Consider the following 12,999-nt stretch of genomic DNA (forward strand, 5'->3'; position numbering starts at 1 on the left):
AGGTGGCTTTCGCAACTACCATATACGCGCTCTATCAAACGTTCGCTTGCTTAGAGTATGCCGAGGCCAGAGGTTCTCGAACGAATACAGTCGGCGGAGTCGGACGCCGACGAAATCGTCGCAAAGGCGGAACAGGACCGCGACGAGCGAATAGCCGAGGCCCGGGAACGAGCCGAGGAGATTCGCGCCGAAGCGGACCAAGAGGCACAGGAACTCAAAGAGCGCCGCCTCGAGGAGGCGCGCGAGGAGATCGACCGAGAGTGCGAACGCGTCCTCGAGGAGGGCGAAGCCGAGCGGGAGGAACTCGCCGACCGCGCGCGGGATCGGGTCGACGAAGTGACCGACCACGTCGTCGAACTGTTCCAGGAGGACGTCCATGCTCAGACCTGAACGAATGAGCAAGGTCTCGGTGACCGGCTCCAAGGGCGTCATGCCCACGGTCATCGAGACGATCCACGAGCTGAACCTCGTGCACCTCTCGGACTACGACGGCTCCTGGGAGGGCTTCGACAACGGGAACCCGATCGAGGGGGCCGAGAACGCCTCCGAGAAGCTGGTGACCGTTCGCGCCCTCGAGAGCACGCTCGATCTGTCCGAGTACGACGTCGAACCGCAACGAGGACAGCTCGCCGCGGACTGGGAGGATCGGCTCGAAGAGATCCGCACGCGGGTCAACGAGCTCGACGACCAGCGCAGCGACGTGCGAGACGACCTGCGGCAGATCGAGGAGCGGATCGACCGCGTCGCGCCCTTCGCGGAGCTGGGGATCGACCTCGACCTGCTGTCGGGGTACGAGACGATCGACGTCGTCGTCGGCGAGGGCCGCGTCGACGCGATCGAGGCGGCCGTCGCGGCCTCCGACGAGATCCGCGCGTACGAGACGTTCACCGGCGGCGACGTCGTCGCCGTCGCGGCCGCACCGACCGACGACGCCGGTGCGAACCCGATCGAGGACGCGCTCGTCGGCGTCGAGTTCACCCGCTACGAGGTGCCCGACACCGAGCAGAGCCCGTCGGCCTACGTCGACGACCTCGAGTCGCGCAAGGCCGACCTCGAGTCGCGCATCGAGGAGATCGACGCCGAACTCGCGGAGATCCGCCGCCAGGAGGGGCCGTTCCTCCTGCAGGCCGAAGAGGAGTTGTCGATCGAGGTCCAGCGCGCGGAGGCGCCGCTGCAGTTCGCGACGACGGATCGAGCCTTCGTCGCCGAGGGCTGGATCCCGACCGACGAGTACGACCGGCTCCGCTCCGCGCTGCGGGACGCCGTCGGCGACAGCGTCGACGTCGAGGAGCTCGAGCGGGCCGACTACGACCGCCACGGCGCCCACACGGGCACGGAAGAGATCCAGAAGGGCGCGCCCGCAGCCGAGGGCGACGAGGAGGACGACGAGCCGTCCCCCGAGGCCGACGAGGAGCCCCAGAAGGCCGTCACCGACGGCGGCTCCGCGGTCACGATGGACGACCAGCCGCCGACGATCCAGCAGAACCCCGGACCGGCCAGACCGTTCGAGGTGCTGGTGCAGGCGGTCAACCGCCCCAAGTACAGCGAGTTCGATCCGACGATCTTCCTGTTCCTGACGTTCCCGGCCTTCTTCGGGTTCATGATCGGGGACTTCGGGTACGGCGCCATGTACGTGGCCATCGGCGCGTACATGGCCACGCAGTTCGACAGCGACGGGATCACCAGCCTCGGCGGCGTGGCCATCTGGGCCGGCCTGTTCACGATGCTGTTCGGTCTCATCTACGGCGAGATATTCGGACTGCACGTGCTCGGCGAAGTGCTCTGGCACGACCTGCTGCACGTCGAGCTGCTGCCGCTGAACAAGGGTCTCGAGCCGGCGGCCGCCGAGTTCGCGCTCGGCTGGATGGTCGTGAGCGTGCTCGCCGGGATCGTCCACCTGAACATCGGGTACATCCTGGACTTCTTCGAGAACCTCAGCCACGGCCTCAAGGACGCCGTCCTCCACAGCGGCTCGTGGCTCCTGATGCTCAACGGCGTCTGGATCTGGATCTTCTCGCGACAGGCAGCGGGGACGAAACCCGAGTTCCTGTTCGAGACGTTCTCGAGCAACGGCCCGTTCCCGATTGGGTTTACCGGCTTCCCGGAGTGGGTGCTTGTAACGATCCCGCTGGGAATCGCCGACTTCCCGCTTTCGGCGCCGTTGCTGCTCTTCCTGATCGGGTTCGCCCTGCTGATCGTGAGCGAACCCGTCGAGGCGGTCGAGTTCCTCGACGTCGTCGTCAACGTCGTCTCGTACACCCGAATGGGCGCAGTGTTGCTCGCGAAGGCCGGGATGGCCTTCGTGGTCAACCTGCTGTTCTTCGGCGGGTACCAGGATCCGGAGGGTGCGTTCCACTTCCTCCGGACGCACGAACCCCACTACGTCCATGAACACTACGGCGAAGGCGCCGAGGTCATCTTCGGCGGCCTGATGCACACGGGGACCGCGGGGCTGATCGGCGGCCTCGTCATTCTAGTCGTCGGACACCTCGTCGTGTTAGCGCTTGGCGTGACAAGCGCCGGCTTACAGGCTGTGCGCCTCGAGTACGTCGAGTTCTTTAACAAGTTTTATGATGGCGGTGGGGAGAAATACGAACCGTTCGGACACGATCGAACCTACAGCGAGGACTAACCAATGATGGAACCACTGACAGCGCTCACGGAAGTTGTACTGCAGAACGGAGAAACCGCCGGAAACGCCGCGCCCTTCCTGAACAACAGCGGTGCGGCCGCGATTGCCGTCGGCCTCGCTGCGCTCGCATCGGGCTACGCCGAGCGCGGTATCGGTGCGGCTGCCGTCGGCGCACTGGCCGAGGACGACGACCTGTTCGTCCCGGGCCTGATCATGACCGTCCTGCCTGAGACGCTCGTGATCCTGGCTCTGGTCGTCGTCTTCATCGTCTAACAACGCCCTTTCCCTTCTTTCACCATGAGTTTGGACACAGTCGTTGAAGACATTCGGGAAGAGGCCCACGCGCGTGCGGAGGAAATCCGTGCCGAGGGCGAGTCTCGCGCCGACGAGATCGTGTCGGCGGCCGAGGAGGACGCCGAGGCGACCCTCGAGGAGGCCGAGCGGGAGGTCGAACGCGAGATCGACCAACTCCGCGAACAGCGCCTCTCCAGCGCCAAGCTGGAGGCGAAACAGAAGCGCCTGGAGGCGCGCCGGGACGTCCTCGGCGAGGTCCGCGAGCAGGTCGAGGAGGAGCTCGCGACCCTCGAGGGCGACACCCGCGAGGAGCTCACCCGCGAGCTGCTGGAAGCCGCCGGCACTGAGTTCGACGCGGGCGACGACGTCAGCGTCTACGGTCGCGAGGACGACCGGGAACTGATCGAGTCGATCCTCGAGGACTACGACGGCTACGAGTACGCCGGCGAGGTCGACTGTCTCGGCGGCGTCGTCGTCGAGAGCGACCAGTCCCGCGTTCGGGTCAACAACACGTTCGACTCGGTGCTCGAGGACGTCTGGGAAGACAACCTCCAGGCAATCAGCAACCGACTCTTCGAACAATGAGCCTCGGTGCCTCGAACACGGAGTACGTCAACGCTCGCGTTCGGTCGCGACGAGCCAAGCTGTTCGACGACGAAGACTACCGCAAGCTGGTCCGGATGGGACCGGGCGAGATCGCCCGGTTCATGGAGGAGTCGGAGTACGAACGCGAGATCAACGAGCTCGGGGCACGCTTTTCGGGAGTCGATCTGATCGAGTACGCGTTGAACCGCAATCTCGCGAAGCACTTCCAGGATCTGCTGGACTGGTCGGAGGGGCGACTCTACGACCTGATCAGCCGCTACCTCCGGAAGTTCGACGTCTGGAACGTCAAGACGATCATCCGCGGGATCTACACCGACACGCCCACGGAGGAGATCCAGACGGACCTCATCCGTGCCGGCGAACTCGACGACGCGACGCTCGACCGGCTCCTCGAGGTCGACGAGATCGAGGACGTCGTCGAACTCCTCTCGGACACCATCTACTACGAGCCCCTCTCGGAGGGTCTCGACGAGTTCGAGGAGACCGGCACGCTCGTGCCGCTCGAGAACGCCCTCGACCGGGAGTTCTACGAGCGGCTGCTCGAGGATCTCGGTCGCCCCGAGGAGGGACCAGAAGCGAAGTACGTCGAGTTCCTGGAGGCGGAGATCGACTTCCGAAACGCCCGCAACGCCTTGCGACTCGCTCGCAGCGGCGCCGACCTCGACCCCGCGGCCTACTACATCGAGGGCGGCGTGCTGTTCGACGAGTCGGAACTGAGCCGCCTCGTGACCGATTACGACGAACTCGTCGATCACATCGCCGATAGCGGTCGGTACGGCGACCGGCTCTCGGAAGCGCTGGATCGGCTGCGCGACGCTGACAGCCTTATCCAGTTCGAGCACGCACTAGACGCTGCACTGCTCGAGTACGCGGACACGCTCTCGAGTATCTACCCGGTGTCGGTTTCGGCCGTGCTGTCGTACATCCTCGCGAAGGAACGCGAGGTCGAGAACATCCGCGCGATCGCGCGAGGTCGCGAGGTCGGACTCGAGGAAAGCGAGATCGAGGAGGAACTGGTGATCCTATGAGCCAGGAAATCGCAGTCGTCGGCAGTCCGGAGTTTACGACCGGCTTCCGCCTCGCGGGAGTCCGTCGCTTCGAGAACGTGCCCGACGACGAGAAGGACGCGGAGTTGGACGACGCCGTCACGGACGTCTTGGACGACGACAACGTCGGCATCGTCGTCATGCACGACGACGACCTCGAGCATCTCTCTCGAGGCGTTCGCCAGGACGTCGAGACGAGCGTCGAGCCGGTCGTCGTCACCATCGGAAGCGGCACCGGTGGCGGCGGACTGCGCGAGCAGATCAAGCGTGCGATCGGTATCGACCTGATGGAAGAGGAAGCCGACGAAGAGAGCTAAACTATGAGCCAGGCAGAAGACATCGAATCCGTCGACGAAGACGGTGTAATCGAAAGCGTGAGCGGTCCGGTCGTGACCGCCACGGACCTCGACGCCCGGATGAACGACGTCGTCTACGTCGGCGACGAAGGGCTGATGGGCGAGGTCATCGAGATCGAAGGGAACCTGACCACGATTCAGGTCTACGAGGAAACGTCCGGCGTCGGCCCGGGCGAACCCGTCGAGAACACGGGCGAGCCCCTGAGCGTCGACCTCGGACCCGGCATGCTCGACTCCATCTACGACGGCGTCCAGCGCCCGCTGGACGTCCTCGAGGACAAGATGGGGACGGCGTTCCTCGACCGCGGGGTCGACGCCCCCGGGATCGACCTCGAGAAGCAGTGGGAGTTCACCCCCGAAGTCGAGGAGGGTGACGAGGTCGAGCCCGGCGACGTCGTCGGGGTCGTCCCCGAGACGGTCACCATCGACCACAAGGTCATGGTGCCGCCGGACTACGAGGGCGGCGAAGTGACCTCGATCGAGAGCGGCGAGTTCACCGTCGAGGAGACCGTCGCCGAACTCTCCTCCGGCGAGGAGATCCAGATGCGCCAGGAGTGGCCGGTCCGCGAGGCCCGCCCCGCCGGCACCAAGGAGACGCCGGACGAGCCGCTGGTGACCGGTCAGCGCGTCCAGGACGGCCTGTTCCCGCTCGCGAAGGGCGGGACGGCCGCGATTCCCGGTCCGTTCGGTTCCGGGAAGACCGTCACCCAGCAGCAACTCGCCAAGTGGTCCGACGCGGACATCGTCGTCTACATCGGCTGTGGCGAGCGCGGCAACGAGATGACCGAGGTCATCGAGGACTTCCCGGAACTGCCGGACCCGCAGACCGGAAACCCGCTGATGGCCCGAACGTGTCTCATCGCCAACACGTCGAACATGCCCGTCGCGGCCCGTGAGTCCTGCATTTACACGGGCATCACGATCGCGGAGTACTACCGCGACATGGGCTACGACGTCGCGCTGATGGCCGACTCCACCTCCCGGTGGGCCGAGGCCATGCGCGAGATCTCCTCCCGTCTCGAGGAGATGCCCGGCGAGGAGGGGTACCCCGCGTATCTGGCGGCTGCGCTCTCGGAGTTCTACGAGCGCGCGGGCAAGTTCCAACTGATCAACGGCGGCGAGGGCTCGATTTCGGTCGTCGGCGCCGTCTCGCCGCCGGGCGGGGACTTCTCCGAGCCGGTCACCCAGAACACGCTGCGTATCGTCAAGACGTTCTGGGCGCTGGACGCCGACCTCGCGGAGCGTCGGCACTTCCCCTCGATCAACTGGAACGAGTCCTACTCGCTGTACAAGGACCAGCTCGACCCGTGGTGGGAGAGCAACGTCGCCGACGACTGGGCGGAGACCCGCCAGTGGGCGGTCGACGTGTTAGACGAGGAGGACGAGCTGCAGGAGATCGTCCAGCTCGTCGGGAAGGACGCCCTGCCGGAGGACCAGCAGCTCACGCTCGAGGTCGCTCGCTACCTGCGTGAGGCCTGGCTCCAGCAGAACGCGCTCCACGACGTCGACACCTACTGCGAACCCGAGAAGACCTACCGGATGCTCCAGGCCATCAAGACGTTCAACGACGAGGCCTTCGAGGCGCTGGACGCGGGCGTCCCGGTCGACGAGATCCAGGACGTCGACGCCGCGCCGCGGCTCAACCGGATGGGTACCGCCGAGGACTGGGACGAGTTCATCGACGAGATCGAAGCGGATCTCAAGGAACAACTGCGAGCACTGTACTAACGATGAAAGAATATCAAACGATCACGGAAATCAGCGGTCCGCTGGTGTTCGCCGAGGTCGACGAGCCCGTCGGGTACGACGAGATCGTCGAGATCGAAACGCCGCAGGGCGAGACCCTGCGCGGACAGGTACTGGAGTCGAGCGACGGGATCGTCTCGATCCAGGTGTTCGAGGGGACCGGCGGCATCGACCGCAACGCCTCCGTGCGCTTCCTGGGCGAGACGATGAAGATGCCCGTCACCGAGGATCTGCTTGGACGGGTGCTCGACGGTTCCGGGAACCCGATCGACGGCGGTCCGGAGATCGTTCCCGACAAGCGCCAGGACATCGTCGGCAAGGCGATCAACCCCTACTCGCGGGAGTACCCCGAGGAGTTCATCCAGACCGGCGTGTCGGCCATCGACGGCATGAACACGCTGGTCCGTGGCCAGAAGCTGCCGATCTTCTCCGGTTCCGGCCTGCCCCACAACGAACTCGCGCTCCAGATCGCCCGACAGGCGACCGTGCCGGAAGAAGAGGGCGAGGGCGGCTCCGAGTTCGCCGTCATCTTCGGCGCGATGGGCATTACCCAGGAAGAGGCAAACGAGTTCATGGACGACTTCGAGCGCACCGGCGCGCTCGAGCGTTCGGTCGTCTTCATGAACCTCGCGGACGACCCGGCCGTCGAGCGCCAGGTCACACCGCGACTCGCGCTCACCACGGCCGAGTACCTGGCCTTCGAGAAGGACTACCACGTGCTGGTCATCCTCACGGACATGACCAACTACTGTGAGGCGCTCCGTGAGATCGGCGCCGCACGCGAGGAGGTCCCGGGTCGCCGTGGCTACCCCGGGTACATGTACACCGACCTGGCCCAGCTCTACGAGCGGGCCGGTCGTATCGAGGGCAAGGAAGGATCTGTCACGCAGATCCCGATCCTGACGATGCCCGGCGACGACGACACCCACCCGATCCCGGACCTGACCGGCTACATCACTGAGGGCCAGATCGTGATGGACCGCGATCTGAACAGCCAGGGTATCGAGCCGCCGATCAACGTCCTGCCCAGCCTCTCGCGGCTGATGGACGACGGGATCGGTGAGGGCCTGACCCGCGCGGACCACGGCGACGTCTCCGACCAGATGTACGCCGCGTACGCAGAGGGTGAGGACCTGCGCGACCTCGTGAACATCGTCGGTCGAGAGGCCCTCTCCGAGCGGGACAATAAGTTCCTCGACTTCGCCGACCGCTTCGAGGAGGAGTTCGTCCAGCAGGGGTACGACACCAACCGCTCCATCGAGGACACGCTCGAACTCGGCTGGGACCTGCTGTCGGATCTCCCGAAGGAGGAACTCAACCGCATCGACGAGGAACTCATCGAGGAGCACTACCGCGAAGACGAGACCGAAGCGGCCGAAGTGACGGCCGACTGATCGCGGTTCGTCACTCGTCACTTCCGGCTCTCGAATCGTCCGTTCGACGACCGTTTTTCGCTTGTTTCACCGCCTCACAGTCAGCGGTAGCTCGCTGCCGAGATGCACGGACGGAGAAACTCCGGTGAAACTAGCGGTGTCGGTCGTCTCGAGTCCCCTCGTCCCGCTCGCCGTCCCACGATGAACCAGTCTCTCGATCTTCTGGTGGACTACTCCAGTCGGTAGCCGCGCCGCTGTCGTCGTCCACGCGATCTGCGATCGTATGCTCTCGGTCGGACTCGCTCGAGTCCCGCCCTCGATTCGGGTCCGACGCGGTCGATCGCGAACCGCCGCGTCCACCGCGTTCTTTCGCGATCCGCTCGGCGTCCGCGCGGTCGACGACGGTCGTCGTCGACGTCTCGTTCTCGATCGGTACCCAGAGCGCGAGCGGGATCAGCACCGCGAACAGGAGCACGAGGACGACGAACGCGGCTGACATAGCTAGCTCTCGTCCGCTCGAGCACAAAGGATTTACCGGATGACACGAACGTCGAGATATGAAAGACGACGAACGCGGCTGTCCGAAGTGCGGCCACACGGAGACCGAAATGGACGAGATCGCGACGACCGGCTCCGGGCTGTCGAAGATGTTCGACATCCAGAACCGTCAGTTCATGGTCGTCAGCTGTACGAACTGCGGCTACTCGGAGCTGTACCGCGGGCAGTCGTCGGGGAACATGGTCGACCTCTTTCTGGGGTAAACCGCCCTCCTGTACGCCCCGTCCGACGATTGGCCCGCGAAAAACTGTAAACAGTTATCCGACTGGGGGCGCAACGTTCCCCCAAGATGGCCAAGGACGTCAAGCCCACCCGCAAGAACCTGATGGAGATCGAGGACCGCATCGAACTCTCCGAGCGGGGGCACGGCACGCTGGAAAAGAAACGGGACGGGCTGATCATGGAGTTCATGGACATCCTGGACAAGGCCCAGGACGTCCGCGGTGATCTGGCCGACGACTACGAACAGGCCCAGAAGAAGATCAACATGGCCCGCGCCATGGAGGGCGATGTCGCGGTTCGCGGGGCCGCTGCTGCGCTGCAGGAACACCCCGAGATCACTACCGAGTCCAAGAACATCATGGGCGTCGTCGTCCCGCAGATCGAATCCTCCCGCGTCTCCAAGAGCCTCGACGAGCGCGGCTACGGGATCATGGGCTCGTCGGCCCGCATCGACGAGGCCGCCGAGGCCTACGAGGATCTCCTCGAGAGCATCATCCTCGCCGCGGAAGTGGAGACGGCGATGAAGAAGATGCTCCGCGAGATCGAGACGACCAAGCGCCGCGTCAATGCGCTGGAGTTCAAGCTCCTGCCCGAACTCTACGAGAGCCAGGAGTACATCGAGCAGAAACTCGAGGAGCAGGAGCGGGAGGAGACCTTCCGCCTGAAGAAGATCAAGGAGAAGAAGGAAGCCGAGGAGAAGGAAGAACGGCGCCAGGAAGCGGAGGAAGCCGAGGCCGAGGAAGCCGAGGCGGAGCAGGACGAACTCGAGGACGTCCAGCCGGACACCGCGGCGCAGTCCCCGGCGGCCAATCAGTAACGTCCCGCTCTCGATCCCGTCCCGATTCGTCCCCACCGTCCGACCCCGTCTCCGCGTGGGTCGATTTCAGGTCCGCGACAGTTTCACTTCCACTTCCGATGGCTCGATCCTGTTCCTGTCCCGAGTGTAGTTCCGAGACGATTCGATTCTCGGTGCCCGACGAGTACCGCGAGCACGCGCCCGACGACGCGCCGGCCGTCGCGTTCTGTCCGCACTGTCTCACGCTTGCTCCCCTCGAGTCCGACGACGTCCCGGCCGATCACGACTCCGACCCCGACTTTCGCCAAGTCGGCGACGCCTTTCCCACCCGCTCGGAGCGGGCGATCCCGCTCGCGCTCGCGCTGGGGCTGTGCTCGTCGCTGGCGACGAACCGCTCGGCGATCGAGTCGCTGCTCCGCGCGGTCGAACGGGCCGGTGCGGATCCGCTCCTCGTGATCGACCGCCTTCGGGCCGATCCGTCGATCGATCCGGCGGTCGATCTCGACCGACGCCAGCACCAGCTCGAGCAACTGTTGTACTGACGCTCGTTTTCGACTCGTGGCGCGATAGAGAAGCGGTGCCGCCGGGTGACGGGCGAGGGGAGACTGGCGGCGAGACGACAGGTAGGACGGTCGGAAGCGGTTGACGGTCGACGTGAGAGTAAGAAGGCGACGCGGACGCAGAGCGGCGGCCGGCGCTACGGCTACTTCGCGGTCGGCTCGACGTTATCGTTCATCGCCTGCTTCATCTGGAGCGCGGCGCTGGCGGCCAGGCCGCGGGCGACTTCGTCGCGTTCGTCCGGATCGATGACCTCGTCCTCGGACGTATCTTCGTCGAAAGTCGGCGTAAAGCCGGCGCTGACGGCGTGACCGACCGGCGGGCGAACGGCGACGGTCACCTGCGGCCCGGTCGCGCCGGTCGAGATCCGCGAGTCGACGACGTACTCGTCGGGGAGGTACTCCCGCGTTCGGGCCGCGATCCGGGAGACGTCGCGGTGGAGCAGCCGTTTCTGTGCGCTCGAGATGTCCGGAACGTCCGCTGCGGCGCGCTGCCCTGCGGCCGTCTCCCCCGGCAACCCTGCGTACGGCGTATTTCCGTTCATGAGAAGTGTGTATGGATATCATGGTGCCGACGGATCAAAAGGGTTCGGCTTCGCACAGTCTCGAGCCGCGATCGAGGCGCCCGTCGCCCGCGGCGTCAGAGGATCGGCTCGCTCTCGCCGTAGACGGCCAGCACCAGTGCCGTCGTGTACGTTCCCGAGTCGGCCCGGCTGCTCTCGACTGCGACTCGCGGCTCGGTAAACTCCCAGTCGCGAAGCTCCTGACCCGCGGCAAGCCCCTCGCGGACGCGTCGTTCGACGTCCTCGCGGTCCATCTCGCCGGCCGTCTCGTAGAACAGCCCCGGTCCGTCGTCGACCGACTGGGACCAGGCCAGCGCCGCGCTCACCCGACCCGGTCCCGCGGAGGTGGCCCGGGCCTCGACGACGGTCAGCCGCTCCCCGGCAGGCCCGAGGTCGGGCGCGGTGCCGACGGCCTCGACGTCGACGCCGGCCGGGATCACGGAGGAGACCGAGACGAGATTGTAGTTCTCGACGCCGGCTTCCGCCAGCGCGGCGTCGTAGGAGGCCATCGCCGTGGGCGCCGAGGCGGTCCCCCAGACGACGCGGATCGTACTCGAGGTCATATCCGTGTTCGGAGACGAGCGGCGTAAGGGCTTGCGATTTGAGGGCAACTCGAGATGGGCTCGAGACGGGAAACCGAACCCGCGGCCGCGAGTAGCGGCCGAAGAACCGAGGCCGCTGCGAGCCGGGGAAGGGCAGGCTCTCACACCGAAATCAACCGCGAGCGACCGGAGGGAGCGAGCGGGCCGACGACTGACTCGAAGCGAGCGCAGCGAGCGGAGAGGAAGGAAGAGTGCTTTTCATCGAGATTTTCCCGAGGGTGCGCCGCAGGCGCACCCGCAGCGGAAAAGTTCGTTACTGGTAGAAGTAGCCCGCCGAGGAGACCACGTCGCTCGAGTCGTCGTCCTCGATCTTCTCTAAGGCGTCGACGAAGTCCTGGTGGATGACCTCGTTGCGCTCGTTGCGGATGGCGAACATGCCGGCCTCGGTGGCGAGGCTCTCGATGTCGGCCCCGGAGTAGCCCTTGGTCTCGTCGGCGAGGGCGTCGAAGTCGACCCCATCGGCGACGTTCATGTCGCGGGTGTGGATCTCGAGGATCTGCTCGCGGCCGTCGCGGTCGGGTTCGGGGACCTCGATGAGGCGGTCGAACCGACCGGGGCGCAGGATGGCGCGATCGAGCATGTCGAAGCGGTTGGTGGCGGCGATGATGCGGATTTCGCCGCGTGCCTCGAAGCCGTCCATTTCGCTGAGGAGTTGCATCATCGTCCGCTGGACCTCGGCGTCGCCGGAGGTCTTGGACTCGGAGCGGGTCGTCGCGATGGCGTCGATCTCGTCGATGAAGATGATGGCTGGCTCGCGCTCGCGGGCCATCTCGAAGAGGTCGCGGACGAGCCGCGAGCCCTCGCCGATGAACTTGCGGACGAGTTCGGAGCCGGCCATCTTGATGAAGGTGGCGTCGGTCTTGTTGGCGACGGCCTTCGCGAGCATCGTCTTCCCGGTGCCCGGCGGGCCGTACAGGAGGACCCCGCTCGGGGGTTCGATACCGACCTCGTCGAAGACTTCGGGCTCGGAGAGGGGCTGCTCGACGGCCTCGCGGACCTCGCGGACCTGCTCGTCGATGCCGCCGATGTCCTCGTAGCCGACGTCGGGCTTCGCGGTGATCTCCATCGACTGGGCGCGCGCGTCGGTCTCGGCGTCCAGCACGGTCTGGATCGCGAAGGAGTCGTTGACGGCGACGCGGTCGCCGGGTTCGACGCGGTCCGCGACGCGCGGGGAGACCTCGGTGAGGACCTCCTGGTTGTTGCCGTGTTGCTTGACGACGACCTCGTCGTCGGCCATCACGTCCTCGACGGTCGCGATGTACAGCGAGGAGCTCTTGAGCGTCTCGTTCTCGCGCTCGACGCGGTCGACTTTCTCGCGCAGTTGCTCGCGCCGCTGTTCGGCTTCGTCGAGCTGTTCGGACAGCTGTTCGTGGACGTCGACGATATCCTCGAAATGATCGCGCAGCGCCTCGAGCCGCTCGTCGTCGGGCAGATCGGGGTCGATATCGCGATGGGGTCGTTCGGGAAGAGAGGGGCTTCGAGACATCTTGACGTACACGGATAAGTCCCCGGCGATAAATGTGCCTTTGGGTCGCGGACGGATTTCGGGTTAGGGGCGTGTGCGGAGCCTGCAAATGACGGCGTCGGACTGATCCCGGGGGTGACGGAGCGGGTGGCGACTCGGCGGGCGGGCCCGGACCGTTCGCGG

15 protein-coding genes are annotated in these 12,999 nt (G+C 65.7%); 11 read left to right on the forward strand and 4 right to left on the reverse strand.

The genetic code is table 11. The features are described from left to right. Positions 1-57: 57 nt before the first annotated feature. The 8 genes from ahaH to ACYQ26_RS04400 are packed head-to-tail and all read left to right on the forward strand — an operon-like array spanning position 58 to position 8,074. A complete protein-coding gene (gene ahaH, locus ACYQ26_RS04365) occupies positions 58-390 on the forward strand; it encodes an ATP synthase archaeal subunit H (RefSeq protein ID WP_459807389.1) in 333 nt (110 codons plus the stop codon). Positions 391-394: 4 nt separating this feature from the next. Further along, the gene (locus ACYQ26_RS04370) at positions 395-2,632 is read left to right on the forward strand and encodes a V-type ATP synthase subunit I (RefSeq protein ID WP_459807392.1); all 2,238 of its coding nucleotides are present in this window, start codon (positions 395-397) and stop codon (positions 2,630-2,632) included. A gap of 3 nt (positions 2,633-2,635) precedes the next feature. After that, a complete protein-coding gene (locus tag ACYQ26_RS04375; protein WP_459807395.1) occupies positions 2,636-2,905 on the forward strand; it encodes a hypothetical protein in 270 nt (89 codons plus the stop codon). 24 nt (positions 2,906-2,929) lie between these two features. After that, complete coding sequence (locus tag ACYQ26_RS04380; RefSeq protein WP_459807398.1) at positions 2,930-3,511, forward strand: V-type ATP synthase subunit E; 582 nt, start codon at positions 2,930-2,932, stop codon at positions 3,509-3,511. After that, positions 3,508-4,560 carry a V-type ATP synthase subunit C gene (locus ACYQ26_RS04385; RefSeq protein ID WP_459807401.1) on the forward strand — a complete coding sequence of 351 codons (1,053 nt, stop codon included), beginning with the start codon at positions 3,508-3,510 and terminating at the stop codon, positions 4,558-4,560. Before ACYQ26_RS04380 ends, ACYQ26_RS04385 begins: the two co-directional genes overlap by 4 nt. Next, positions 4,557-4,895, forward strand: a complete 339-nt coding sequence (locus tag ACYQ26_RS04390; protein ID WP_459807404.1) for a V-type ATP synthase subunit F — start codon at positions 4,557-4,559, stop codon at positions 4,893-4,895. The genes ACYQ26_RS04385 and ACYQ26_RS04390 overlap by 4 nt, the downstream gene beginning before the upstream one ends. Before the next feature lie 3 nt (positions 4,896-4,898). After that, positions 4,899-6,662, forward strand: a complete 1,764-nt coding sequence (locus ACYQ26_RS04395) for an ATP synthase subunit A (protein ID WP_459807405.1) — start codon at positions 4,899-4,901, stop codon at positions 6,660-6,662. Between the two features lie 2 nt (positions 6,663-6,664). Continuing rightward, positions 6,665-8,074: an ATP synthase subunit B gene (locus ACYQ26_RS04400; RefSeq protein ID WP_459807407.1), complete on the forward strand. Its 1,410-nt coding sequence runs from the start codon at positions 6,665-6,667 to the stop codon at positions 8,072-8,074. A 130-nt stretch (positions 8,075-8,204) separates the two neighbouring features. Here ACYQ26_RS04400 and ACYQ26_RS04405 read toward each other — a convergent pair whose 3' ends face one another. Further along, positions 8,205-8,552: a DUF8143 family protein gene (locus tag ACYQ26_RS04405; protein ID WP_459807409.1), complete on the reverse strand. Its 348-nt coding sequence runs from the start codon at positions 8,550-8,552 to the stop codon at positions 8,205-8,207. Between the two features lie 58 nt (positions 8,553-8,610). On the opposite strand from ACYQ26_RS04405, the gene ACYQ26_RS04410 reads away from it, so the two are divergent. The 3 genes from ACYQ26_RS04410 (at position 8,611) to ACYQ26_RS04420 (ending at position 10,171) form a co-directional block, all read left to right on the forward strand. After that, the gene (locus ACYQ26_RS04410; RefSeq protein WP_459807411.1) at positions 8,611-8,814 is read left to right on the forward strand and encodes a zinc ribbon domain-containing protein; all 204 of its coding nucleotides are present in this window, start codon (positions 8,611-8,613) and stop codon (positions 8,812-8,814) included. Between the two features lie 86 nt (positions 8,815-8,900). After that, positions 8,901-9,650: a V-type ATP synthase subunit D gene (locus tag ACYQ26_RS04415; protein ID WP_459807413.1), complete on the forward strand. Its 750-nt coding sequence runs from the start codon at positions 8,901-8,903 to the stop codon at positions 9,648-9,650. Positions 9,651-9,748: 98 nt separating this feature from the next. Continuing rightward, positions 9,749-10,171, forward strand: coding sequence for a DUF6276 family protein (locus ACYQ26_RS04420; RefSeq protein WP_459807414.1), 423 nt, complete (start codon positions 9,749-9,751; stop codon positions 10,169-10,171). A 161-nt stretch (positions 10,172-10,332) separates the two neighbouring features. Here ACYQ26_RS04420 and ACYQ26_RS04425 read toward each other — a convergent pair whose 3' ends face one another. From ACYQ26_RS04425 to pan2, 3 genes are all read right to left on the reverse strand, one after another. Next, a complete protein-coding gene (locus ACYQ26_RS04425) occupies positions 10,333-10,731 on the reverse strand; it encodes a DUF5811 family protein (RefSeq protein ID WP_459807417.1) in 399 nt (132 codons plus the stop codon). 95 nt (positions 10,732-10,826) lie between these two features. After that, positions 10,827-11,312 carry a pyruvoyl-dependent arginine decarboxylase gene (locus ACYQ26_RS04430; RefSeq protein ID WP_459807420.1) on the reverse strand — a complete coding sequence of 162 codons (486 nt, stop codon included), beginning with the start codon at positions 11,310-11,312 and terminating at the stop codon, positions 10,827-10,829. Between the two features lie 292 nt (positions 11,313-11,604). Further along, positions 11,605-12,837 (reverse strand): proteasome-activating nucleotidase Pan2, encoded by a 1,233-nt coding sequence (gene pan2 / locus ACYQ26_RS04435; protein WP_459807422.1) that lies wholly within the window; start codon positions 12,835-12,837, stop codon positions 11,605-11,607. Positions 12,838-12,999 lie beyond the last annotated feature (162 nt).

Source organism: Halopiger thermotolerans (assembly GCF_054654555.1).

Bases quoted from the DNA above. Each gene is read 5' to 3' on its own strand.
- ahaH (WP_459807389.1), top strand. From the start codon at position 58: ATGCCGAGGCCAGAGGTTCTCGAACGAATACAGTCGGCGGAGTCGGAC.
- ACYQ26_RS04370 (WP_459807392.1), top strand. From the start codon at position 395: ATGAGCAAGGTCTCGGTGACCGGCTCCAAGGGCGTCATGCCCACGGTC.
- ACYQ26_RS04375 (WP_459807395.1), top strand. From the start codon at position 2,636: ATGATGGAACCACTGACAGCGCTCACGGAAGTTGTACTGCAGAACGGA.
- ACYQ26_RS04380 (WP_459807398.1), top strand. From the start codon at position 2,930: ATGAGTTTGGACACAGTCGTTGAAGACATTCGGGAAGAGGCCCACGCG.
- ACYQ26_RS04385 (WP_459807401.1), top strand. From the start codon at position 3,508: ATGAGCCTCGGTGCCTCGAACACGGAGTACGTCAACGCTCGCGTTCGG.
- ACYQ26_RS04390 (WP_459807404.1), top strand. From the start codon at position 4,557: ATGAGCCAGGAAATCGCAGTCGTCGGCAGTCCGGAGTTTACGACCGGC.
- ACYQ26_RS04395 (WP_459807405.1), top strand. From the start codon at position 4,899: ATGAGCCAGGCAGAAGACATCGAATCCGTCGACGAAGACGGTGTAATC.
- ACYQ26_RS04400 (WP_459807407.1), top strand. From the start codon at position 6,665: ATGAAAGAATATCAAACGATCACGGAAATCAGCGGTCCGCTGGTGTTC.
- ACYQ26_RS04405 (WP_459807409.1), bottom strand. From the start codon at position 8,552: ATGTCAGCCGCGTTCGTCGTCCTCGTGCTCCTGTTCGCGGTGCTGATC.
- ACYQ26_RS04410 (WP_459807411.1), top strand. From the start codon at position 8,611: ATGAAAGACGACGAACGCGGCTGTCCGAAGTGCGGCCACACGGAGACC.
- ACYQ26_RS04415 (WP_459807413.1), top strand. From the start codon at position 8,901: ATGGCCAAGGACGTCAAGCCCACCCGCAAGAACCTGATGGAGATCGAG.
- ACYQ26_RS04420 (WP_459807414.1), top strand. From the start codon at position 9,749: ATGGCTCGATCCTGTTCCTGTCCCGAGTGTAGTTCCGAGACGATTCGA.
- ACYQ26_RS04425 (WP_459807417.1), bottom strand. From the start codon at position 10,731: ATGAACGGAAATACGCCGTACGCAGGGTTGCCGGGGGAGACGGCCGCA.
- ACYQ26_RS04430 (WP_459807420.1), bottom strand. From the start codon at position 11,312: ATGACCTCGAGTACGATCCGCGTCGTCTGGGGGACCGCCTCGGCGCCC.
- pan2 (WP_459807422.1), bottom strand. From the start codon at position 12,837: ATGTCTCGAAGCCCCTCTCTTCCCGAACGACCCCATCGCGATATCGAC.